20 protein-coding genes are annotated in these 21,901 nt (G+C 57.7%); 10 read left to right on the top strand and 10 right to left on the bottom strand.

The window, feature by feature from the left end; translation table 11 throughout:
- Positions 1–328: 328 nt before the first annotated feature.
- From ACR0E2_RS01445 to ACR0E2_RS01435, 3 genes are all read left to right on the top strand, one after another.
- Positions 329–1,324, top strand: coding sequence for a hypothetical protein (locus ACR0E2_RS01445; protein WP_480444847.1), 996 nt, complete (start codon positions 329–331; stop codon positions 1,322–1,324).
- Between the two features lie 72 nt (positions 1,325–1,396).
- Positions 1,397–2,689, top strand: a complete 1,293-nt coding sequence (locus ACR0E2_RS01440) for an O-acetylhomoserine aminocarboxypropyltransferase/cysteine synthase family protein (protein ID WP_152457691.1) — start codon at positions 1,397–1,399, stop codon at positions 2,687–2,689.
- Positions 2,690–2,691: 2 nt separating this feature from the next.
- Entirely contained in the window at positions 2,692–3,402 is a 711-nt protein-coding gene (locus ACR0E2_RS01435) for a GNAT family N-acetyltransferase (RefSeq protein WP_480444846.1), read from the top strand.
- A 2-nt stretch (positions 3,403–3,404) separates the two neighbouring features.
- Here the strand turns inward: ACR0E2_RS01435 and ACR0E2_RS01430 are convergent, their stop codons facing one another.
- Entirely contained in the window at positions 3,405–4,109 is a 705-nt protein-coding gene (locus tag ACR0E2_RS01430) for an SIMPL domain-containing protein (RefSeq protein WP_480444844.1), read from the bottom strand.
- 155 nt (positions 4,110–4,264) lie between these two features.
- Here ACR0E2_RS01430 and ACR0E2_RS01425 point away from each other — a divergent pair, with 155 nt between their 5' ends.
- Entirely contained in the window at positions 4,265–6,214 is a 1,950-nt protein-coding gene (locus tag ACR0E2_RS01425; protein WP_480444842.1) for a hypothetical protein, read from the top strand.
- An 89-nt stretch (positions 6,215–6,303) separates the two neighbouring features.
- On the opposite strand, the gene hppD is transcribed toward ACR0E2_RS01425, so the two are convergent.
- Positions 6,304–7,401, bottom strand: coding sequence for a 4-hydroxyphenylpyruvate dioxygenase (gene hppD / locus ACR0E2_RS01420; RefSeq protein ID WP_480444841.1), 1,098 nt, complete (start codon positions 7,399–7,401; stop codon positions 6,304–6,306).
- Between the two features lie 147 nt (positions 7,402–7,548).
- Between hppD and ACR0E2_RS01415 the strand changes: the two genes are divergently transcribed.
- On the top strand, positions 7,549–8,004 hold the full coding sequence (locus ACR0E2_RS01415; protein WP_152457686.1) for an Lrp/AsnC family transcriptional regulator: 456 nt from the start codon (positions 7,549–7,551) through the stop codon (positions 8,002–8,004).
- 20 nt (positions 8,005–8,024) lie between these two features.
- Positions 8,025–9,905: a monovalent cation:proton antiporter-2 (CPA2) family protein gene (locus ACR0E2_RS01410; protein WP_480444839.1), complete on the top strand. Its 1,881-nt coding sequence runs from the start codon at positions 8,025–8,027 to the stop codon at positions 9,903–9,905.
- Positions 9,906–9,935: 30 nt separating this feature from the next.
- Here the strand turns inward: ACR0E2_RS01410 and cobT are convergent, their stop codons facing one another.
- Positions 9,936–10,946 (bottom strand): nicotinate-nucleotide--dimethylbenzimidazole phosphoribosyltransferase, encoded by a 1,011-nt coding sequence (cobT, locus tag ACR0E2_RS01405; RefSeq protein WP_480444838.1) that lies wholly within the window; start codon positions 10,944–10,946, stop codon positions 9,936–9,938.
- Positions 10,947–11,024: 78 nt separating this feature from the next.
- Here cobT and cobS point away from each other — a divergent pair, with 78 nt between their 5' ends.
- Positions 11,025–11,789, top strand: coding sequence for an adenosylcobinamide-GDP ribazoletransferase (cobS, locus tag ACR0E2_RS01400; RefSeq protein WP_171228547.1), 765 nt, complete (start codon positions 11,025–11,027; stop codon positions 11,787–11,789).
- Here cobS and ACR0E2_RS01395 read toward each other — a convergent pair.
- From ACR0E2_RS01395 to ACR0E2_RS01370, 6 genes are all read right to left on the bottom strand, one after another.
- Positions 11,786–12,547, bottom strand: a complete 762-nt coding sequence (locus tag ACR0E2_RS01395; protein ID WP_171228546.1) for an ion channel — start codon at positions 12,545–12,547, stop codon at positions 11,786–11,788. The two genes, cobS and ACR0E2_RS01395, sit on opposite strands and share 4 nt — an antisense overlap.
- Positions 12,548–12,664: 117 nt before the next feature.
- A complete protein-coding gene (locus ACR0E2_RS01390) occupies positions 12,665–13,174 on the bottom strand; it encodes a CarD family transcriptional regulator (protein ID WP_171116428.1) in 510 nt (169 codons plus the stop codon).
- A gap of 282 nt (positions 13,175–13,456) precedes the next feature.
- Entirely contained in the window at positions 13,457–13,795 is a 339-nt protein-coding gene (gene fdxA, locus ACR0E2_RS01385; RefSeq protein ID WP_152457680.1) for a ferredoxin FdxA, read from the bottom strand.
- A gap of 66 nt (positions 13,796–13,861) precedes the next feature.
- Entirely contained in the window at positions 13,862–14,227 is a 366-nt protein-coding gene (locus ACR0E2_RS01380; protein WP_480444835.1) for an RNA-binding S4 domain-containing protein, read from the bottom strand.
- Positions 14,228–14,233: 6 nt separating this feature from the next.
- The gene (locus ACR0E2_RS01375) at positions 14,234–17,059 is read right to left on the bottom strand and encodes a helicase-related protein (protein ID WP_480444834.1); all 2,826 of its coding nucleotides are present in this window, start codon (positions 17,057–17,059) and stop codon (positions 14,234–14,236) included.
- A 21-nt stretch (positions 17,060–17,080) separates the two neighbouring features.
- Positions 17,081–17,689: a tetratricopeptide repeat protein gene (locus ACR0E2_RS01370; RefSeq protein WP_171204570.1), complete on the bottom strand. Its 609-nt coding sequence runs from the start codon at positions 17,687–17,689 to the stop codon at positions 17,081–17,083.
- Positions 17,690–17,719: 30 nt separating this feature from the next.
- Here ACR0E2_RS01370 and ACR0E2_RS01365 point away from each other — a divergent pair, with 30 nt between their 5' ends.
- The 3 genes from ACR0E2_RS01365 (at position 17,720) to ACR0E2_RS01355 (ending at position 20,888) form a co-directional block, all read left to right on the top strand.
- The gene (locus ACR0E2_RS01365; RefSeq protein WP_152457676.1) at positions 17,720–18,010 is read left to right on the top strand and encodes an SCP2 sterol-binding domain-containing protein; all 291 of its coding nucleotides are present in this window, start codon (positions 17,720–17,722) and stop codon (positions 18,008–18,010) included.
- Entirely contained in the window at positions 18,010–18,984 is a 975-nt protein-coding gene (locus tag ACR0E2_RS01360; RefSeq protein ID WP_480444832.1) for an alpha/beta fold hydrolase, read from the top strand. Before ACR0E2_RS01365 ends, ACR0E2_RS01360 begins: the two co-directional genes overlap by 1 nt.
- A gap of 83 nt (positions 18,985–19,067) precedes the next feature.
- On the top strand, positions 19,068–20,888 hold the full coding sequence (locus tag ACR0E2_RS01355) for a M3 family oligoendopeptidase (RefSeq protein WP_480444831.1): 1,821 nt from the start codon (positions 19,068–19,070) through the stop codon (positions 20,886–20,888).
- A 127-nt stretch (positions 20,889–21,015) separates the two neighbouring features.
- Here ACR0E2_RS01355 and ACR0E2_RS01350 read toward each other — a convergent pair whose 3' ends face one another.
- Positions 21,016–21,861, bottom strand: a complete 846-nt coding sequence (locus tag ACR0E2_RS01350; RefSeq protein WP_480446167.1) for a potassium channel family protein — start codon at positions 21,859–21,861, stop codon at positions 21,016–21,018.
- Between the last annotated feature and the right edge of the window lie 40 nt (positions 21,862–21,901).

Here is a 21,901-nt window from a genome sequence, read left to right as displayed (position 1 = left end):
CCGTGTTTTTGGGCACTTTGCTTAGGGATTGATCACGAACCGCGTTGAATCACTGGGCCCGAAGGCAGGATTTGCCCAGGAAAGGGTTGTGCGAGGATTGGCATACAAGGTTCGGTGAGCATGGCGCGCTGCCGATTGCACCTTTCGACATGAACCGGGCCAACCTCGGAAAATCCGCAAAAGAACCTTGCTCAACCCTTCCTCGGCGCGATGAGAGGAATGCCATAGACTAAAAGAAATCAAACTTTCGGCTTTTGACGCCCCACCCCGCTTGCTGTAATCCGGATTAAAGGGTGCCGGTTCCGGCAGCTTTCAGGAATGGGCATAGATGCAGGCAAGTTCTCGGAAATTCAACATAGCGGTTGTCGGGCAAAACAACCGTCTGCAATATGAGGCCCTGTTGTTCGCGGCCTCGCTTCGCCACTGCTCGCCTGGGTTCAAAGGCCGGCTGTTTGTCGCCACACCCAACCCGGGCCCGCGCTGGTCCAACAACCCCGGCATCCAGGACGAAGACGTTCTGAAAGCCCTGAAACAGTTGGATGCCGAAATCCTGCCCTTCGACTCGCATGTTTTCGGCGAAAGTTACCCTTATGGCAACAAGATCGAGGCTTTGTTGGCCCTGCCGCAAGGTGAACCCTTTGTGTTCTTCGATACGGACACGCTGATCACCGGCGACATCACAAGCGTTCCGTTCGATTTCGACCGCCCCGGAGCCTCACTGAAGGTCGAGGGCACGTGGCCAAAGCCGACGCTGTACGGCCCCGGCTTTGACGGTATCTGGCGGGCGCTCTATGCCCGCTTCGGGCTGGATTTCGAAAGCTCGGTGGATCCGGACCAACCCGATGGTTACTGGCGGCGATACCTTTACTTCAACGCGGGTTGCTTCTTTTACAAATGCCCCAGAATGTTCGGTGAACGGTTCCTGGACTACGCAAGAACGATCCGGGATGAAAACATTCCCGAACTGACGGGCCAGAACCTTGATCCATGGCTGGATCAGGCAGCCCTGCCGCTGGTCATTCATTCTTTTGGCGGCGGTCGGGATGCATTGCCTGACGGGCTTTTGGACGGGTCCGTCAGCTGCCACTATCGCCTGTTCCCTTTGCTTTATGCCCGCGAAAGCGATCACGTGATCGATGTGCTGGAAACCGTCGTGGCCCCCAACAAGGTCAAAAAAGTGCTCAAACAGTATGATCCGTTGAAAAAGCTGGTTCTTCAGGGCAAAGGCGAAAAAATCCGTGCGCTCTTTGATCAGGACAATCTGCCGCGGCGGGAACAGGCACTGCGCAACGCGATCAAAAGCAAAGGACTCTGGCTGCGCTGACAGGATCGTTGTGCGCAGGCGGGCAATGGCCTACAGATTCCGCAAGACAGATACCAACAGGAGATATTCACGATGTCTGACGGCCCGACCTACGGTTTCGACACATTGCAAATTCATGCGGGTGCCCGCCCCGACCCGGCGACCGGAGCACGCCAGACACCGATTTATCAGACGACCGCCTATGTGTTCCGGGATGCGGACCACGCAGCGGCCCTGTTCAACCTGCAAGAGGTGGGCTTTATCTATTCCCGCCTGACCAACCCAACCGTCGCCGTTCTGCAGGAACGCGTGGCGACGCTTGAAGGCGGCGTCGGGGCGGTGTGCTGCTCGTCCGGGCATGCGGCGCAGATCATGGCGCTGTTCCCGCTGATGGGGCCCGGCTGCAACGTGGTCGCCTCGACCCGTTTGTATGGCGGCACGGTCACGCAGTTCAGCCAGACGATCAAACGCTTTGGCTGGTCCGCCAAATTCGTGGATACCGATGATCTGGACGCCGTAAAGGATGCCATCGACGAAAACACCCGCGCCGTGTTCTGCGAATCCATCGCCAATCCGGGCGGTTATGTGTCTGATATCCGTGCGTTGGCGGATGTTGCTGATGCAGCGGGCATTCCGCTGATTGTCGACAACACCTCGGCCACGCCCTACCTGTGCCGTCCGATCGAGCACGGCGCGACGCTGGTTGTGCATTCTACCACCAAGTACCTGACCGGCAACGGCACCGTCACAGGCGGGTGCATCGTGGATTCTGGCAAGTTCGACTGGTCCGCGAATGACAAATTCCCGTCACTGAGCGAACCCGAGCCTGCCTATCACGGCCTGAAGTTCCACGAGACCTTTGGCCCGCTGGCCTTCACCTTCCACGGTATCGCCATCGGTCTGCGTGATCTGGGCATGACCATGAACCCGCAGGCAGCTCATTACACGCTGATGGGGATCGAAACATTGTCGCTACGGATGGAGCGCCACGTGGAGAACGCCCAGAAAATCGCAGCGTGGCTGGAAGCGGATGACCGGGTGGAATACGTCACCTATGCGGGATTGCCGTCATCACCGTACAAGGATCGGGTCAAATCGCAGTATCCACGTGGCGCAGGTGCATTGTTCACCTTTGCGGTGAAGGGCGGCTATGACGCCTGTATCAAACTGGTCAACGCGCTGGAAATCTTCAGCCACGTGGCCAATTTGGGCGATGCCCGCTCGTTGATCATCCACTCGGCTTCGACCACCCACCGACAACTGACGCCGGAACAACAGGAAGCCGCGGGCGCGGGCCCCGGTGTCGTGCGAGTGTCTATCGGCATCGAAGACGTGAATGACCTGATCGCGGACCTTGATCAGGCCCTCGCCAAAGCCAGCGCCTGACAATGGCCGGGCACGACACAAACGACCTTGACCAGCCCATCGGTTTGCCGGTGTCGGGTGACTTTCCGCGCCCGACGCCGCCTTATACACCGATGGAAGGCCGGTACTGTTCTGTCGTGCCACTGGATGTGAATCGCCATGCGCCTGGGCTTTTTCGGGCGTTTGCAAATGACAGGGATGGCCGTAACTGGACATACCTGCCCTATGGCCCGTTTGACAGCGAACCGGAATTTGAAGACTGGGCCCGCGCCAACTGCATGGATGCGGACCCGATGTTTCATACCGTATTGGATGCCGACGAAGTGCCGGTGGGCATGGCCTCTTATCTTCGGATCGAACCCGCAGCGGGTGCCATCGAAGTGGGCCACATCCACTTTTCGCCGCTGTTGCAACGCAAGCCGCAATCGACCGAGGTCATGTATCTCATGATGAAGCGGGTTTTCGACGAGCTCGGCTATCGCCGGTACGAGTGGAAATGCGACGCACTGAATGCACCGTCACGCAATGCCGCTGAACGGCTGGGATTTACTTTCGAAGGGGTGTTTCGGCAGGCGACCCATTACAAGGGCCGCAATCGGGATACGGCGTGGTACGCGATCATCGACACCGAATGGCCGCGCATTCGCGATGCATTGGAAGCGTGGCTGTCGCCCGACAATTTTGACGGCAAGGGCCAGCAGCGCAAACCGCTGATGGCCCGTTCGAAAGCGTGATCTTAGTCTGAAATCTCGAATTCCATCGAGACACTGACGGAAACCGAGACCTCGCCTCCCGCGACGGGAACACCCCCCGCATCCGCCATGCTCAGCGCGCGCATTTCTGCCATCGGACGAATGCCAGCCGTTTGTTCCGAGATCGACTGAACCGGACCAAGCGTCACACCCGCTGCCTCTGCCAACTGCTGTGCTTTGGCCGTGGCTTCGCCGACGGCCTTGGCGCGCGCCTGCGCCTCGATCGGTTTGGGATCCTGCACGCCAAAGCTCAAGCCCCCGAAATCATTGGCGCCGTCCTGAATGACCGCGTCCATGATTTTCCCCAGTTGGGTCAGGTCGCGCACACGCACAAACACGCGATTGGACGCAGTAAAGCCGGTAATTTCCGGTGTCTCCCCATTCTGTCCATGACGACCCGACCAGACGGGGGACAATGACAGATCCCGTGTCTGGACGTCACGATCTTCGATACCCATCTCGGTCAGACGCGCCAGGACTTTGGATACGGCATCCGACGTCGCCTGCATCGCAGTCGAGGCTTCGGCGTTTTCGTTGGTCACGCCCAAGGTTATCGTCGCCATATCAGGCGCAATCTGCACTGTTCCGGTTGCATCAACGTTGATGCGACGTTCTTCCGCATGAGCGGCCCCGGCAGCCGTAGCCGCCATCATCGCGGCCAGAAAAGCGAATGTCTTCAAGGTTATCACTCCAAATTACTCTGCTTTTAGATGGGTTGACGGGCCCTTGCGATACAAGAGGGGATACCGCCTTTTTCTTTCCCTCGGCGGGTTCCTGCTTTAATGTCGGTCTGCAAACGCAAAGTCGTTTGCATTGACATTGATAATTATGGTTCCTCCGGAATATGAAACCCGCCTTTGCGCTGTCTTTTTCTGCGACCGGAATAACACTGCACCACCGTTCCGATGACGACTGGTTTGTTATCGGTACGATTCCGCTGGATGTTCCGGACTTGTCCGCACAGATACAGGCGTTGCGGGAAAAGGCATTTGCGCTGGAGAATGATCTGAGCTGCAAGCTCGTGCTACCAGAGGATCAGGTTCGGTTTCTAAAGCTTTCGACCGATGGGTTGCCACCGCAAGACCGGACGGAACGTATCGAAACTGCGCTGGCCGAAGCCACGCCTTACGCCCTGTCGGAACTGAGTTATGACAGTCACACCGAAGGTGACACGACCTATGTTGCTGCCGTGGCGGTTGAAACTCTGGCCGAAGCGCGGACCTTTGCCTCGGAACATGGCTTTGTGGTGGTGGCGTTCACTGCCGAAGACAAAGAGGGCGCGTTCCCGCGCGAGGCGTTGTTTCGCGAAACCTCGGACGCGTCCGATCTGTCACACCCGGAAAATCAGCCATCTCCGGTGGAAACGGACGCAGGTGAACAGGCTGATGATTCCGGCCTGCCCACCCATCCGATTGCCGGCACCGCCGCGCCCGAGGCTTTCCGTGCACCCCGGGAAACAGCAAACAGCCTGGATGCACCTTCAAGGGTAAACCGGTCTGCCATTGCTGTCTTTGCCGCTGTGCTTCTCGTTGGTGGGCTTGTTGGCGTTTGGCTGGCATCGGGGTCCGACCCTGAACAGGATCAGGCGGAACAGAGCCCGGCTCAGGTTGCGGTTCCCGCCACTGAACCCGCCGCAGAGCCCCTGCCTGAACCAGAGCTGGACACGGCTGCGCTGGAAGCCCCGCAACAAACCGTTCCGGACCTTGCGACCGATGACGCCGAAGAACCTGCGAACGAGCCCTCAGAAACCGAGACCGGCACGCAGCCGGATCTGACTGCCACAGATGCAGCCATTCTGGAGGCCCTCAAAGTTGCCCCTACCGCGGTGGAACCCGTCGCTCAGGACCCCGAGACGCAAAGAAGTGTCGAGGCCGTTACGGGCATAAGCACGACAGCGCCTGCGGCACCGGAAATACCCGAAACTGTTGAACCGCAGGAATTGTATCTGGCATCGCTCGACAACGCCGATCTGTTCGAGGATGCGGTTGCCTTACCGCCCGACCCCAGTTTTGACACCGACGCTCCTTTTGAACCCGACGTATCCCCCAACATTGCCGGCACTCGGTTTGATCTGGATGAGAACGGCTTGGTCGTGCCAACACCGGAAGGCACCGTGAATCCGGAAGGGATCGTTGTTTATCTGGGGCGCCCATCCAAGGTTCCGCCTGAAACTCCGGTTCGTTTCGAAGAAGAACCGGTGGTCGACGAGGTCGACGACAGATTGGCGGGCATTCGGCCCAAGCCACGCCCTGCTGATCTGGTCGAGAATTTCGAGCGCGGTCAACTGGGTGGCCGGTCATTGGAGGAATTGGCATCCAAGCGGCCGAAAGCGCGCCCGGAAAGCCTTCAGACCAAGCCACAGGTCGATGATGCACCAACGGCCTTGGCTGTCGTAAGAGTACCGCGCCCCAAATCCCGCCCTGCCGGATTGGCCCCTGCCAAATCACCTGTTTCAAACAGTTCGAACCTTGGGTCCACAGCAGCATTAGATCAGAAATCCGATGAAGCAGGATCGTTCCAACCAAAAACCGTCGCGCCCAAAATTCCTTCGACCGCGTCGGTTGCGCGACAAGCCACGATCGACAACGCAATCAACCTACGCAGATTGAACCTGATCGGGGTCTACGGAACGCCAGCCAACAGACGCGCATTGGTGCGGCTTCCCAGCGGGCGTTACAAAAAGCTGAAAATCGGAGACCGCCTTGATGGCGGGAAAGTCATCGCGATCAGCGACAGTGAGCTTCGATATCAGAAAAAGGGCCGCAACGTGACCCTGGCGATGCCGCGCAGCTGAAAACCGGCAATCGATCTTCTGACGCACCAACCGTCACATAAAAGCGCCGAAGGCAGATGAACTGCCCCCGGCGTGTCAGTGCGTTGCAATCAGGCTGCGGAAATCTCGCCGCTTTCGATCTGTTCGCGTTCGATGGATTCGAATAGCGCCTGGAAATTTCCCTCGCCGAAACCGTCGTCGCCCTTGCGCTGAATGAACTCGAAGAAGATCGGTCCGATGACGGTTTTCGAGAAAATCTGTAGCAGAATCCGGGTCTCACCACCGTCGACAACGCCTTCACCATCGATCAGGATGCCGTGTTTCATCATCCGGTCCAACGGCTCCTCGTGGCCGGCCACACGGGTCTTGGACATCTCGTAATATGCCTTGTTCGGGCCCGGCATGAATTTCAGGCCGTTTTCCGCAATTGCATCGGTCGAGGCGTAAATGTCGTCACTGCCGACGGCGATATGCTGAATGCCTTCACCTTTGTATTTCTTCAGGTAAGACACGATCTGACCCGTTTCACCACGATCTTCGTTGATCGGAATACGGATGCGGCCACAAGGAGATGTCAGCGCCCGGCTGAAAAGCCCGGTGAACTTGCCCTGAATGTCAAAGAAGCGGATTTCGCGAAAGTTGAACAGGTCGCCGTAGAACTTGAACCACTTGTCCATGTTGCCCTTGTAGACGTTGTGCGTCAGGTGATCGAGATAGAAGAAACCCACACCCCGTGGTTTGGATTCTTTGATCCACTCGAATTCCTGATTGTATGGCGATGTGTCGTAATATTGATCGATAAAATAGATCAATGATCCGCCGATGCCCTTGATCGCAGGCACATTCATGGTTTTGTCAGCGCCGTCGTAAGGTTCTGCACCTTTCGACACCGCATGGTCATAGGCCTTTTGCGCGTCAACAACGCGCCACCCCATGGATGGCGCGCAAGGGCCGTGTTCATCCACGAACCTCGCGGCAAAGCTGTCGGGATCCGCGTTCAGGATATAGGTGACATCCCCTTGCTGCCACAGCTCGACGGCGGGTTTTTCCTTGTGGCGGGCCACCAGGTCAAACCCCATCTTCGCGAACAGATCACGCAGCTCCTGCGGTTCAGGATGGGCAAACTCGACGAATTCAAACCCATCGGTACCGGCAGGGTTTTCTTCGCTGATAACAGATTTCGGGGCGTTGTGTGGGAAAGGACCCATGGCGCGTCTCCTTCGAAAACAGGAATTTCTTTGCTGATTCAAAAATATGACTTTTATGACGCTGTTTCTGCGCATTGTTTTCGTGTAAACTGCCGATAGGCGCGCAAAACGCGCATAAAAGTTAATAAAGGCAGGATTTTTCCGCACATGCTGGACGCGACCGACAAGCGATTGCTTTCCGCCCTGCAAAAGGACGCACACCTGACCGCGCACCAACTGGGCGAAATGCTGAACCTGTCGCCCAGTCAGGCAGGACGCCGCCGCCAGCGGCTTGAGGCCGAAGGGTACATCACCGGGTATGCCGCCCGGCTGGACCCGCTGAAACTGGGTCTGCAAGTGCAAGGCTTTGTTCAGGTCCATCTGGGGACTCATGGCCCTGAACAATCTGCAAGCTTCGCCCGCATGGTCGACACCCGCCCCGAAATTACCAGCGCATGGACGATGACCGGAGAGGCAGATTACCTGCTGCACATCTATTGTGACGATCTTTCCGCGCTCAACAGCTTGCTACATTCGGTCATCCTGCCGCATCCTGCCGTTGCAAGGGTCCATAGCCAGATCGTAATGGACCAACTGAAACGCGACGCCCCCCTGCCCACCTGAACGGGCCCGAGAGGACACCTATGGACGTATTCCTATATCAGGCTTCGATCTATCTGGCAGCGGCAGTCATCGCCGTTCCCCTGTCTGCACGGCTGGGGCTGGGGTCGGTTCTGGGGTATCTGGCCGCCGGGATCATCATTGGTCCTGTTCTTGGGCTTGTCGGCGCGGAAACGGAAAACCTTCAGCACGTTGCCGAATTCGGTGTGGTGATGATGCTGTTCCTGATCGGTCTGGAACTGGAACCGCGCGCCCTGTGGGATATGCGTGACAAGTTGCTGGGATTGGGCGGGTTGCAGGTTGCGTTGTCGACGGCTGCGATCGCTGCCGTGGCAATGTACGCCAACCACCCCTGGTCGGTCGCCCTGGCCGTAGGGCTGACCTTGTCGCTGTCATCCACGGCAATCGTTCTTCAGACTCTTTCGGAAAAGGGCCTGATGCGAACAAATGGCGGTCGAGCTACGTTTTCGGTGCTGCTGACGCAGGACATAGCGGTCATTCCGATCTTGGCCTTGCTTCCACTTCTGGCCTTGCCGGCCATGCCACATATCGAATCGGATGGTTCGATTGACCGCGGGGCCGGAGAACTTCACGGCGCGGACCATCACAGCCTTTCTCTGGTCGAAGGTCTGCCGGGTTGGGCCGTCACGCTGGTTACGATCGGGGCAGTGGTGTTTGTCATTCTGGCCGGTGTCTACCTGACCCGCCCGCTGTTTCGCTTCATCCACGCGACCCGCCTGCGCGAGATGTATACCGCCCTGGCGCTTATGATCGTGGTCGGGATTTCCTTCCTGATGACCCTCGTCGGACTGTCCCCTGCCCTGGGCGCCTTCCTGGCGGGCGTGGTTCTGGCCAGTTCCGAGTTCAGACATGAAATGGAAAGCGACCTTGAGCCATTCAAAGGGCTTTTGCTTGGGCTTTTCTTCATCACGGTCGGTGCCGGTATTGATGTTGCCTATTTCTTTGACGATCCCCTTGACCTGATCGGTCTGGCGCTTCTTTTGATCCTTGCAAAAGGGATCATCCTGTATCTTGTGGGCAAGGCCTTCAAGTTGCGTGGGCGCGATCACTGGCTGTTCACCTTGGGGCTGGCGCAAGCGGGTGAGTTTGGCTTTGTTCTGCTGGCATTTTCCACGCAACAGAATGTCATCCCCCCCGACCTGTCCCAAAAACTGCTGATGATCATCGCTTTGACGATGCTGATCACACCGCTTCTGTTCATCATCTACGATCTTCTGTCGCGAAAGATCGGCGACACTTCCAAAGAACCCGTGCCGGACGAAATTGACGAAAAAGGCCCCGTCATCATCGCCGGGATTGGTCGGTTCGGGCAGATCGTAAACCGGCTGGTGCGGGCCAGCGGGTTCAAGACGGTTGTGCTGGACCACAACATCGAAACCATTCAGCTGATGCGCCGTTTCGGCGTCAAAGGGTTTCTGGGCGATCCTACACGCCCTGAATTGCTGCGTGCTGCGGGATTGGAAAAAGCGTCGGTCCTTGTCGCTGCCATGGATGACCACAAACAAGTCACGCGACTTGTCGGGTATGCCAGACGGCAGCGCCCTGACCTGCACATCATCGCACGCGCCCGCGACCGGACTCATGTGTACGAGCTCTATCAGGCTGGTGCCAACGACATCGTGCGGGAACTGTTCGACAGCTCATTGCGCGCAGGCCGCTATGTTCTGGAGAATATCGGGCTGAGTGAGTACGAGGCCGCACAGGCGGAACAGACCTTTTATCACCATGACCGGATGTCTGTTCGCGATCTCGCCGAACTATGGGTCCCGGGTCTGCCAACGGCCGAAAACAAGAAATACATCGAGCGTGCACAGCAGCTGGAAAAGGATCTGGAAACCGCGCTGCTGGAACTGGCTGAAAAACACGCCAAGAAATCCGCCTGACCCAAGCCTGTGCCCGGGTCAGGCAAGGAATCAACCGTCAGACACTCCTGCCTCGGCAAAGGTTGCCATACCGGAATGGCAGGCCACGGCGCTTTTGAGAATATTGATCGCCAGTGCCCCGCCCGAGCCTTCACCCAGCCGAAGACCAAGGCTCAGCAGCGGTTCCTTGCCCAGCTTCGCCAATACGGCACCGTGTGCGGCCTCGGCGCTTTGGTGGCCGGCCACGGCGTGATCCAGCGCGGTGTCCGACAGCCTTCGCAGGCAGGCAGCGGCAGCGGTACAGATGAAACCGTCCAGGATCACAGGAATGCGCAATATCCGCGCGGCGGCAATCGCCCCCGCCATCGCCGCGATCTCACGACCTCCGAGGCAGCGCAGGATTTCAAGGCCGTCCTCTGACTTGTGCAACGCTACACCTTCGGCCACAACGCGGGTCTTGTTGGTCAGCCCCGCATCATCGACGCCCGTCCCGCGACCTGTCCAATCGGCCGCGTCACCGCCGAACAGCGCGCAGGCAATGGCGGCTGCCGGGGTGGTGTTGCCAATGCCCATCTCGCCCACGACCAACAGATCAGCCTGCGGATCCACGGCCTGCCAGCCAGTGCGCAACGCGTCCAGCAATTCGGCCTCCGTCATGGCCGGTGCCTGGGTGAAATCTGCGGTCGGGTTGTCCAGATCCAGCGCGTGAACATCCATCGTTGCACCCGCCGCCCGGGCCAGTTGGTTGATCGCCGCACCGCCATGTTCGAAGTTCATCACCATTTGCACGGTCACTTCCGACGGAAAAGCCGAGACCCCCTGTGCAGTGACTCCGTGGTTTCCGGCAAAGACGATGACCTGTGGCGCCGCGATCTGTGGCCGGGCATTTCCTCGCCATCCTGCGTACCAGATTGCCAAATCTTCAAGTCGCCCCAGCGCGCCTGGGGGTTTCGTCAGTTGTCCGTTTCGCTCTGCAGCGCCCTGTGCCGCGGTGGCATCCGGCCCCGGAGCCGCTGCAAGCGCAGCACGGAACGCGTTCAAATCATTCAGTTCAGGCAACATGAAAGCCTCATTGCATCAGAGTGATCCTGTGTGTTTAACCGAAGCATCGAATCCAACAAGACCCCGAAAGGCACGGGCGTGCATAAAAACGACACCAATCCCTTTTCCCTGTGGGACATTCCGCTGGCTCTGGTGCTGTTGACCCGCCTGCCCCTGCCCCGATTGCCCGAACCTGTATTCAAGCGGCAGGCACAGGCGGCATGGGCCTTCCCCGTCGCCGGGCTGGCCGTCGGAGCGATTGCCTGTCTGGTCGGATGGTTGGCAATGGTCTTTCATCTGCCCCCTTTTGTTGCCGCGGCCCTGTTGGTTGCAACGTTGATCATGACGACGGGCGCGATGCACGAGGACGGTATGGCCGATACGTTCGACGGCCTCTGGGGCGGGTTCACCGCTGAACGTCGACTTGAAATCATGAAAGACAGCCAGATCGGAACCTATGGTGTTCTCGCTTTGGTTTTTTCTCAGCTTGCTCGGGTTTCGGCAGTTGCCACGATTTTGGCAACAGGGTCGATTTGGGCGATTCTGGCAGCCTGCATGTTCTCACGCGCCTTGATGCCGGTTTTGATGGCATCCCTGCCAAACGCCAGAAAATCGGGGCTGAGCCATTCGGTGGGAACCCCCGGCGCGATTTCGGTCAGCATGTCCTTGGGCCTGGCCGCTCCAATCGCCGTTTTTCTGTGCGGGGGTGCGGCGATCACCGCCATCTTCTCTGCCGCCTCGGTTGCTGCCATCTTGGCGCTGACAGCGCGCAAGAAGATCGGCGGCCAGACCGGGGACATACTTGGGGCATCGCAACAACTGGCCGAGATCGCGTTTCTGCTTGCCATCAGCGCGCAGATCTAGGACACGCCGCCTGTTTCGATCCGCAGTGTTCCACCGCAATGCTTGCAATGCACGGCATCGGGATCATGCCGATACAACCCGCAGCTTGGGCATTTGTGACGTACCTTCTGCGGCATGAATATCGCCTGCGCCAAACGGACAAACAACGCGACACCCACGACCATGATGAACACCGAGAACAGCTTGCCCCAAGGGGTGCTCAGCGTGATGTCACCGAACCCGGTTGTGGTCAGGGTGGCCATGGTGAAATACAGCGCATCTATGTAAGGCGTCTGGGCGTCTTCCGGAATGAAGAACACCAAAACCGCCGTGGAGGTGGCAAAGACAAAAACCATCAGATTGATTGCCGCAATCACCGCGTCTTCGTGGGTGCGAAAAAAGGTACTGTCGCGTCGCAAGTCCCTGAGCAGGTGGTATGAATGGATCAGGCGCAAGGCCCGCAGAATCCTCAGGAAAGCCAGGTTGCCCGTCAGGAACGGATCCAGAACCAGCGAGACGATGACGACAATATCCGCCAGCGTATAAATCTGGCGCAGCAGCTTCCAGCGATCCTTTGAAATCCAAAGCCGCGCAGAGAAGTCCAAAAAAATCAAAAATCCGATCAACTGGCTTGCAAGGACCAAGCCGGGACCATGAGTGACGTGAGCCGTTGCGACAAAGAAAACGATTGTCGCTACATCGAACAGGATCAGAGCGTACCGAAACCAGACCGAAATCGGGTCATGCCCGATATACAGATATCTAACTGTCTGCTTCATGTCCGCCCTGTAGCTTGCTGCATATACAGTGAAATTAGCGGTACTTGCGGAATTCACCAAGCCACGAAAAAGGCCGCCCCGATGGTGGAGCGGCCTGTTGTCATATTGAACTCGCTGTCAGGCAGCGCGAGAGGTCAGAACTTCGTCCACCTGTTTGGCAGCGGATACTTCGCCGGTGCCGGAAACCGCCGCGACCTCGCGGGTCAGACGTTCCAGGGCAGCTTCGTACAGCTGACGCTCGGAATAGCTCTGCTCGCGCTGGTCGTCCGTGCGATGCAGATCGCGGACCACTTCCGCAATCGAGATCAGATCGCCCGAGTTGATTTTCTGTTCGTATTCCTGAGCACGGCGCGACCACATGGCGCGTTTGACCTTTGCCTTTCCCTTCAGCGTTTTCATCGCCTGACTGATCACGTCGGGCGAGCTGAGCGACCGCAGACCGGATTCGGTAACCTTGTTGGTCGGCACACGCAGTGTCATCTTGTCTTTCTCAAATGAGATGACGAACAGCTCCAGAGAGAACCCCGCGACTTCCTGTTCTTCGATCGAGATGATCTGGCCTACGCCGTGGGCGGGGTAGACAACATAGTCGTTCGGGCGGAACTCGAGCTTTTTCGACTTTGTCATTCAGTTTTTTCCTTGCTTGCGGACGGGACACAGACAACAAAAACACCACATGCGGGGACTTTTTCAGCCCCGACAGGCGGCGATATTGTCACAAATTCAAATCTCCAAAGCGAGCATACTTGTGGAGCGCATCCCAATCTCGGTCATCATACAAGAAACAAGTATATCACAAAAATACGACACCCGAAAGTTTACCCCACGGTAAATTTTTATATTCAACCTGTTTTCAACAGGTTGTGCCGCGTTCTTTGCGCATCAAACAGGGGTTTGAGCGCGAATCGTTCAACCACCCTCGCCCGGTGCTTCCGAGAAATACTTCTCCATCTTGCCTTCTTCACCGTCGCGTTCTTCCGCATCGGGAAGCGGATCTTTCTTGGTGACGATCACGGGCCACATTTCCGAGTACTTGCGATTGAATTCGACCCATTGATCCATGCCCGGTTCAGTATCGGGTCGGATCGCGTCGGCCGGGCATTCCGGTTCGCAAACACCGCAGTCGATGCATTCGTCGGGATGGATGACCAACGTGTTCTCACCTTCATAGAAACAGTCCACCGGACATACTTCGACACAGTCGGTATATTTGCAGGCGATACAGTTTTCGGTGACAACATAGGTCATGATCGGATTCCCGTTTGCGGTTTGAGCGTTTAGCTAATTCAGTCTGGCCTACTCTTCAAGATATGATCAGCGATCTTCTGTGCGAGAAAGATCAAGTGAACGGCGATCTTTCTTTGTCGGGCGACCTTTTCCTTCAAACCCCGGATTTTTGGGCGGAACGTCCTGTTTTTCGGTCATATCGAAATACAGCGCTTGCGCTTCGGGGGCCGGACCACGGCGATCCCCGATTTTTTCGATGCGAACGACGCGGACGATACGGCCCTGAGGAAAGGTCAGAACGTCGCCCGGTGCCACGGCCTGCGCCGGTTTTTGCACCCGGTTTCCGTTCAACCTGACATGGCCGCCGCTGACCTGTTTGGCGGCCAGGCTGCGGGTCTTGAAGAACCGCGCCTGCCACAACCATTTGTCAATCCGCAGCTTGGCCTCGGCCATTTCGGATCAGTTGCCGTCCTTCAAACCCATCAGCGCGGCTGCAAACGGGTTGTCGGGATCAATCGCCTTTTCCTTTTTCGGCGGCCGCGACGAGAAGGTCTTGGCGCCCTGAGGCTTGCCGCCCTTCTTGCCATGCGGTTTGCCACGGCCATCCTGCGGTTTGCCGCGCGGTTTGCCCTTGCCCTGCCCCTGCTCGCGGCGCGGGCCTCGATTGGGCTGTCGCTGACGGGCCCAGGTGAAGGTGTAGAACACTTCAACCTCGGGTTCGTCTGACACTGGTTCTGCGGGAAGGCTGTCCGCGCCAGCCTCGGCTGCCGCCTCGGTGCCGTCGGTGGCCTCGGCTGCCGCCTCGGCGGGTGCGGCGACCTCTTCTGCCGCGACTTCACTTGCCGAGGCTTCTTCGGCGGTCGGTTTGTCCGCTTCAGCTTCCGCCGGCTGTTCGACCGGTGCAGGTTTGACTTTCGGCCGCTCGCCGCGTTCCGCCTTGTATCCCAGCCCCTGCATAAGGTCTGCGAACTGATCCAGCGTCATACCGGTGATCGACAGCATATCGGGTTTGGCTTCGAATCCGCCGCGGCTGTCTTCTGCGCGCAGCATGTCCGCCAAACGTTCCAACATGTCGATACGGATCGAACGCTCGCCTGCATCGCGGTAGCCACACATGGTGTCATAGCCCTGCGGTGCATCCTTGGCGACCGGCACGGTCACCAGGCCCGGAGGCGGCGCTTCGGGGAATTCCTGCAACCCGCTGGACAGCGCCCAGAGCACGAGACGCAGACGTGTGGGGGCCGGTTTCAGCAGCAGCGGCATGAAAATGGTGAACTGGCCGAACCGGATACCATGCTTGCGCAAGGCGCCGCGGGCGTCCTGATCAAGATCCTTGACCTCTTGTGCGACCTGGGCGCGGGGCAGGATACCCAACGCTTCGACCATGCGGAAAGCAAATCCTTTGGCAAGGCCGCTGAGTTCCTCATCGCGGGACAGGTTCAGCAGCGGCTCGAACAGAGCGGCCACCTTGCGGTCAATGAAGTGCTGCAAACGGCGCTGCACTTTCTGCTCGACATCCGGCCCCGCCGCTTCGTCAACGAACACTTCGACCATAGGTTTGAGAGGTTCCGCCCCGGCAACCAGCTTGCCAACGGCGTATTCACCCCACATCAGGCCACCCTGATCAGTGAAATCAATTTCAGTATCGGGCGCGTTGTAGAAGCGATCGGCGCGCAGATGGAATTGCGGCGCGAGTGCTTGCAGAGACGCCGATTTCAGAGCTTTCGCCTCGGTTCCCTGCGCGCTTTTGTCCGGGATGAACCGGAACCCTTCCAGACGACCGACGAATTCGCCTTCGACGGTCACTTCACCCTTGTCATTTACTTCGGCCAAAAGGGCCTCCTTCTGTTTGAGCCGGCGCAACAAAACGGATGTGCGCCGATCCACAAATCTTTGCGTGAGACGCTCATGCAGAGCGTCGGACAGTCTGTCTTCTACAGTGCGGGTTTCGTCACGCCAATGTGATTCGTCACGAACCCACCCTTTCCGCTGCGCAACATATGTCCACGTGCGAATATATGCCAATCTTTTAGATAAAGCGTCGATATCGCCGTGGGTCTGATCGATCCGTCTGATCTGCCGTGCCATGAACTCGTCGGGAATAGATCCCCGTTCATGCAGATGGCCATAGATCACCTCCAGCAAGCTGGCGTGTTCCGCGTGGCTGATACCGCGAAAATCAGGGATTCTGCACACATCCCACAACAACCGGACGGACGGGCCGTCGCTTGCACGGGCGACAACCTCGGTCACTTGCGACAGCGATTTCAACGCGTTCAGGTCATCAGCAGGGCGGGCCTTGATCAGGTGTTCATCATCCGGGCTGACCTCAAGCGAGTCGATCAGCGCTTCAATCGAGCCGAACCGAAGGGCGGCGTTCCGCCAGTTCAGCTTTTTCATCGGCGTAAACCGGCTGTCCATTATCGCCTGCGCCACGCCCTCGTCCAGCGGCGGGGCCTCTCCGGTTACGCCGAAGGTGCCATCCGACATCCCGCGACCTGCCCTGCCTGCGATCTGCGCCAGCTCGTTCGGCGCAAGCGGACGCATCCTGCGCCCATCGAATTTGGACAGGGATGAAAACGCAACGTGGTTCACATCCAGGTTCAACCCCATCCCGATAGCGTCCGTGGCAACCAGGTAATCAACCTCGCCGTTTTGATACAGGTCCACCTGTGCATTCCGGGTCCGCGGGCTGAGCGCCCCCATGACCACCGCGGCACCACCTTTCTGGCGGCGCAGCAATTCGGCGATGGCATAGACGTTTTCAACCGAGAACCCCACGATGGCGCTGCGCGCAGGCATCCGGCTGATCTTTCTGGAGCCCGAGTAAACCAGCTGTGACATCCGCTCTCGCCGCACGAACTGCGCCTGGGGGACCAGCGCCGAAATCGGGCCACGCATTGTGTCCGAGCCCAGGAACAATGTCTCGTTCGTGCCGCGAGACCTAAGCAGACGGTCGGTGAAGACGTGACCCCGTTCCGGATCGGCACAGAGCTGGATCTCATCGATGGCAACAAAATCAGCGCCCATGCCTTCCGGCATCGCCTCAACCGTGCACACCCAATACTGGGCGCGGGGCGGTACGATCCGTTCTTCACCCGTGACCAGCGCCACCACCGACGGCCCACGGATCGCAACGATCTTGTCATAGACCTCGCGCGCCAGCAGGCGCAGCGGCAGACCGATCACGCCGGTCCGATGGCCCAGCATGCGTTCGATAGCGTAATGGGTTTTACCAGTGTTGGTCGGGCCAAGTACGGCCACGATTCGGGATGACCCGCTCACATTCGCCCCCTGCCCCGAGCCTTACAGCGCCTTGCCTTCAACCTGAGGCTTCAGCCGATTCACGGCATTGGTTACTTCTTCGTGATGAGGATGTATAGACAACGCCCGAGAATAAGCCTCGTAGGCTTTCCGAGGTTCCCCGATAACTTCAAAGATCAGACCCAGACCGTAAATAGCCTCATAGTGATTTGGATTCAGCGTCAGCACATGTTCCAGATCGGCGGCTGCCATACCAAATCGCTCGACCCCGAAAAAGGCAGATGCGCGCAGATGCCAGCCTTCGGCGAAATCAGGCGCGTGATCCGTCAGCGCGGTCAGGTGATCCAGAGCAGCGTCGACGTCGCCCTCATCCAAGGCCTCGCGTCCCCGCTCCAGCAGCAGATCAGCCGACGCAGACCCCGATTGCGACCACAGCGCCTGCAACTGCCGATCCAGTGCAATTGCCTGTTCCGGGGTCGACTGCGCCAGTTTTTGCAGCAACTCATCCTCGTCCCGTGAATCCGCCTGCTGCGCGAAACAATTGGTGGAAAACGTGACTAGGACAAAAAGTGCCGCAACGGTACCTTTGAGATTGTGAATTGCAATGCTCATAACAATAGTCAGTGTAGCGTTGCGACCGGGGATGTCCATTCACGGCGCACTAACAATATGAGGAAAAGCATGAGCGAGACTCTTGAAAAGGCGGCTGCCGCACTGAACGAAAAACTGGATGGCGGCGCGTTTGATGACACGGCCAAGTTCGCCATTACCGATCTGGGTTCGATCGTTCTGGACGAAAACGGTGCGCGGGTCAGCGATGAAGAGGCCAGTGTCACCATGAGCGCTGATGCAGAGACGTTCGAACAGATCCTCAGCGGTGAGCTGAATCCGACCGGCGCGTTCATGTCCGGAAAGCTGAGCATTGACGGCGACATGGGTGTTGCCATGAAGCTTGCCTCGGTGCTGGCCTGATGGAGTTGTCGCCGGCCCCCTTTTTTGAAGACGTGGCCGGCGGACCTGCCGGTGGAAAGGCCCATTGGTTGACGACGTCTGACCAAAAACGCATTCGCGTGGGTCACTGGCTTCCGGATGATGGCGCACATGGCACCGTCATGATGTTCCCCGGACGCACCGAATATATCGAAAAATATGGCAGTACCGCCGGTGAATTCGCGAAGCGCGGCTTTGCGATGCTGGCCGTGGACTGGCGCGGTCAGGGTCTTACGGATCGGTTGCTGGACAACCCACGCATCGGCCATGTCGATCATTTCACCGATTACCAATATGATGTTCAGTCAACCCTGGACCTTGCAAACGCTCTGGAATTGCCCAAGCCGTGGTACGTCGTCGGGCATTCGATGGGCGGTGCCATCGGGTTGCGTGCCGTCATCGAAAAAGGGTGTTTTGCCGCGTGCGCGTTCACCGGCCCGATGTGGGGAATTTTCTTCACTCCGGTCATGAAACCTCTGAGCCGCGTTACAGCGTATTGGGGCACCGCGCTTGGCCTTGGCGAACGCACCCCCCCGACCACGACGCTTGAAAGCTATGTCCTGTCGCAACCTTTCGACGGGAATATGCTGACCCGCGACCCGGACATGTACCGGATGATGCAAAATCAGCTGAATGCGCATCCCGAACTGGCTCTTGGTGCCCCTTCCAACCGCTGGCTGCGCGAGTCGCTGGACGAATGCGAATGGTTGATGGAACAGCCCGCCCCAAAAACACCCTGTCTGACTTTTCTGGGCAGCCACGAACAAATCGTGGATCGCAAGGCCATACGGGCGCGCATGGCCAATTGGCCGAATGGTACATTGATCGAAATCCCGAACGGTGAACATGAAGTGCTGATGGAAGCACCGGACGTTCGGAGCCCGGTTCTGGACCAGCTTGCCAGTCATTTCCGGGCCAACCAATCAAATGGGGCGTCCAAGTTGGTTTCCACGTAAACCTTTTCACCTTGGGATTGGCCGCTTGTGATCCGCGCGCGCCAACCCTAGATGTTTGCAAAGCAGTCTACAAAAGGTGATCCATGCGCGACCTTCCCTTTCCCGTCCGTGACGCAAACGCAATGGGCGGTGCCGACAATCTGGGCAATCTTCCCGAATGGGATCTGACGGATCTCTACGCCTCGGAAGAGGCGCCCGAACTGGCGCGCGACTTGGACTGGCTGGAAGGCGAATGTGCCGCCTTTGCGGCAGACTATGAAGGCAAGCTGGCAGAGCTGGACGCTGCGGCCCTTTTGGCCTGCGTTCAGCGCAATGAAAAGATCAACGCCGTCGCAGGCCGTATCATGTCCTTTGCCGGTCTGCGCTATTACCAACTGACCACCGACGCAGAGCGGGCCAAGTTCCTGTCGGACATGCAGGAAAAGATCACCGTGTTCACAACGCCTCTGGTGTTTTTCACGCTCGAGATCAACCGGATCGAAGATGATGTGCTTGGGGCGCATTTTGCTGCCAACCCGGATCTTGCCCGATACGAGCCCGTGTTCCGGCGCATCCGCGCGATGAAGCCCTATCAGCTGTCGGACGAGCTGGAAAAATTCCTGCACGATCTGGGCGTTGTCGGCGACGCGTGGGAGCGTCTTTTCGACGAAACCATCGCCGGGCTGACCTTTACGGTGGACGGCGAAGAGCTGAACATCGAAGGCACCCTGAACCTGTTGACCGAACAGGACCGGTCCAAGCGCGAGGCCGCGGCGCGCGAACTGGCCCGCGTGTTTCAGGAGAACATCAAAACATTTGCCCGTGTCCACAACACGCAGGCCAAAGAGAAAGAAATCGTCGATCGCTGGCGCAAGATGCCGACCGCGCAAACAGGGCGTCACTTGTCGAACGATGTCGAGCCCGAAGTGGTCGAAGCCCTGCGCGAGGCGGTCGTGGCCGCCTATCCCAAACTCAGCCATCGGTACTATGATCTCAAGCGAAAGTGGCTGGGGCTGGATGTGATGCAGGTCTGGGACCGCAACGCGCCGCTGCCGATGGAAGACACCCGCACCGTGTCGTGGGAGGACGCCGAGAAAACCGTGATGGAAGCCTACGCCGCCTTCGATCCCCGCATGGCCGACATCGCGGCGCCGTTCTTCTCGAAAGGTTGGATCGACGCGGCGGTTAAACCCGGCAAGGCCCCGGGCGCCTTCGCGCATCCCACCGTGACCGAGGTGCATCCTTACGTGATGCTCAACTATCTGGGCAAACCGCGCGACGTGATGACGCTTGCGCACGAGCTGGGCCACGGCGTGCATCAGGTGCTGGCTGCCGATCAGGGCGAGATGCTGTCCTCGACGCCGCTGACGCTGGCCGAAACCGCCAGCGTCTTCGGCGAGATGCTAACTTTCCGCAAGATGCTGGACCAGGCCGAAACGCCCGAACAGCGCAAGGTTCTGCTGGCCGGCAAGGTCGAGGACATGATCAACACGGTGGTCCGCCAGATTGCCTTCTATGACTTTGAATGCAAACTGCACGCCGCCCGGCGCGAAGGGGAGCTGACCCCGGATGACATCAACGCCCTGTGGATGAGCGTTCAAGCCGAAAGCCTTGGCCCGGCATTCGAATTCATGGACGGGTACGAGACCTTCTGGGCCTATATCCCGCACTTTGTTCATTCGCCCTTCTACGTTTACGCCTATGCCTTCGGCGACGGGTTGGTGAACGCGCTATACTCGGTCTACGCCAGCGGCGCCGACGGGTTCGAGGACAAGTATTTCGAAATGCTGCGCGCAGGTGGATCAAAGCACCACAAGGAACTGCTGGCCCCGTTCGGGCTGGATGCCAGTGACCCGAAATTCTGGGACAAGGGCCTGTCGATGATCTCTGGTTTCATTGACGAGTTGGAGGCGATGGAGGGCTGAGACGCCCTTAACAGAGGGTGGCGACATCTGCCTTGTGGAAATCCTCCTTCCTCGGCACTGTCGCGCCCAAGGGGCTGTTGAATGCCCGCTGCGCGGGCTAAGCGGACTTTGGCAATCAAGCTTTTTACTATCTTCTTCGCGCTACGGCATTCAAAAACAGTCCAATTAGCACAACACCTAAAATCGATTCCGATGCCACCATTAGACGCCCCCTGTCCGTCACTGGCAAGATGTCTCCGTATCCCAACGTGGTTATTGTAACGGTGCTGAAATAAACAAAACGAATAAATTCGCCGCCGTACCCAGCATGCAAACCACTGTTGTAGCTAGAAGCAATTAATCGAAACTCTTCAACCAAAAACGACGGCACACTAATATCAAGTTTAGGCAGGTTTTTTCTCGGTATGCCTGAACTGCCATTGGGGGGATAACAATGTTCTATTCCAAGTTCATCTATTGCATCATTCAGTCGGGGACCTGAAATGCGCTCCATACCGCCTAACCAAGATAAAATTTCCCACTTAGAATGACCGAGGGGAGTCCAAAAAAAATGTTTGGGCACGACAAATCCACTGTACTCGACATCAACGAACTCATCGAGTCGGTTTTGGTGCATCTCTCTATTTGTAACGCCAGGGGACAATAGCTTTGTTGGGACCAATTTATGATAGCCGACCAACAGAACATTTTCCATTTTCGAAATAAATAAAATTTCTGCTGTGTCGGCATATGCATAAACGGTAACACCGCTTTTTATTATTTCACAGTCGCCAAAATAACCACCGATTTTTGACTCTAACTTTTCTTCCGCCTCTCTCAGACTTGGGTCCCACTTGGCTGTCGTAATATAGAAATCATTTGGAAAAAAAGAATACAAAAATGCGTAGGCTGGAATAAGCAGAATATACAGTACGCCAGTTATTAACGGAGATGCGAAAGCAAATCCCAGAACATTTTTGCAGGTATATATCATAGTACGCAAATTCTTTGCCAACCTCTGAGCATGGAACGGT

This window comes from Ruegeria sp. A4 (assembly GCF_056543025.1).
This window is presented reverse-complemented; position numbering and strand designations above follow the sequence as displayed.